This is a genomic window from Aquitalea pelogenes, assembly GCF_001515305.1.
GTDB classification, from domain to species: Bacteria; Pseudomonadota; Gammaproteobacteria; order Burkholderiales; family Chromobacteriaceae; genus Aquitalea; species Aquitalea pelogenes.
On sequence record NZ_LNQV01000109.1, the window covers coordinates 1 to 1,412 of the forward strand.

The window sequence follows — 1,412 nt, forward strand, 5'->3', positions numbered from 1 at the left end:
CAATGGAGGCGGCATCGCCACCAGTCAGCAGCAGCTGCGGCCCGGTGCGCCCGGTATGCGCAGCCAGCTGCTGGCACATGCGCTCGATGGCACCACACTTGCTTGAAGCTGCCATAACCGGCCACGGCCAGATTCAGCACCACAATCAGTACCAGAAACCACTTCATGATTCGCACGCTACTCTCAAGAGTCCCATCAGCACGAGATTATCCACGATCGTCGCCGGGACGGCGAGTTGCGCAGCAATGGAGGCGGCATCGCCACCAGTCAGCAGCAGCTGCGGCCCGGTGCGCCCGGTATGCGCAGCCAGCTGCTGGCACATGCGCTCGATGGCACCACACTGGGCTGCCAGCACGCCACTGGCCAGCGCGTCTTCAGTGCCTTGCGGGAAGGCTGTCACCTGGCCTGCAATGCGGTCCAGCTGGGCGGTTCCCTGCGCCAGGCTGCGCAGCATCAGCGCCTGACCGGGCAAAATCATTCCGCCCAGATAATCGCCCTCTGCACTAAGGGCTTCCACCGTCAGTGCCGTACCGGCACAGGCCACCACCACATCACCGGCACACAGGCTGCGGGCTGCCAGCACCGCCAGCCAGCGGTCAGCGCCCTGCTCTGCCGGATTGCGGTAGTGATTGCGCACATCGGCAAAGCTGGCGGCAGAACGCACCCACTGCACCGGACAGGGAGCGGCCTGGGTGATGGCATCGGCTACGGCCGGACGGGCCACTGATGCGGCGTAAACGCTGTCTACCGGCCAGGCAGCCCATTGCGTGGCCAGCTGTGCAATCTGCTCATGGCTGACCGCACCTTGCGCCTGCCAGCACTCGCCATCATGCACACCCCATTTCAGGCGGCTGTTGCCTGCATCCAGCAGCAGCTTCATGTACGGCTCCGCAGGCTGACTTCACCGGCATGGAAGATGCGCAGGCTACCATCTGCCATTTCCACTTGCAGCGCACCGTTTTCCGCTACGCCTCGGGCAATGCCGTCCACCGGTTCGCCATGGGAAAAACTCAGCCGCACCGGTGCGTTTTCGTGGCTGGAGCAGCGAATCCAGTCTTCGCGGAAAGCAGCAAAGCCTTCGCGGTTGAAGGTATCCAGCACCACGGCCAGTTCGCTGAGCAAGGCAGCCAGCAACTGGTTGCGTCCCAGCTGGATGCCCGCCTCGGCCAGCGAGGCCACCGGCTGATCCACTGCGCCGGGGTTATCGATATTCAGGCCGATGCCGATAACCACCGCAGCCGGCCCCAGCGCATCGCCCGATAGCTCGATCAGGATACCGGCCAGCTTGCGGCCATTGAGCAGCACATCATTGGGCCATTTGAGTTGTACCGGCACCGCCAGCCGGTGCAGGGCACGCGCTAGCGCCAGGCCCACCGCCAGCCGACAAGCCAGCCAGTTCGGCCAGGCCGCGG

The 1,412-nt window shown here is 64.7% G+C and carries 2 protein-coding genes; both read right to left on the reverse strand.

The features are described 5' to 3' along the window. Positions 1-163 precede the first annotated feature (163 nt). The gene (locus tag AWT75_RS20385) at positions 164-880 is read right to left on the reverse strand and encodes a type III pantothenate kinase (RefSeq protein WP_062791577.1); all 717 of its coding nucleotides are present in this window, start codon (positions 878-880) and stop codon (positions 164-166) included. Next, the coding region (locus AWT75_RS20390) for a biotin--[acetyl-CoA-carboxylase] ligase (RefSeq protein ID WP_239689691.1) at positions 877-1,412 on the reverse strand (536 nt) is incomplete at its 5' end. The genes AWT75_RS20390 and AWT75_RS20385, both read right to left, overlap by 4 nt.

What these genes read in the sequence shown, in the direction of transcription:
- AWT75_RS20385 (WP_062791577.1), bottom strand. Translation starts at nt 880, where the DNA reads ATGAAGCTGCTGCTGGATGCAGGCAACAGCCGCCTGAAATGGGGTGTG.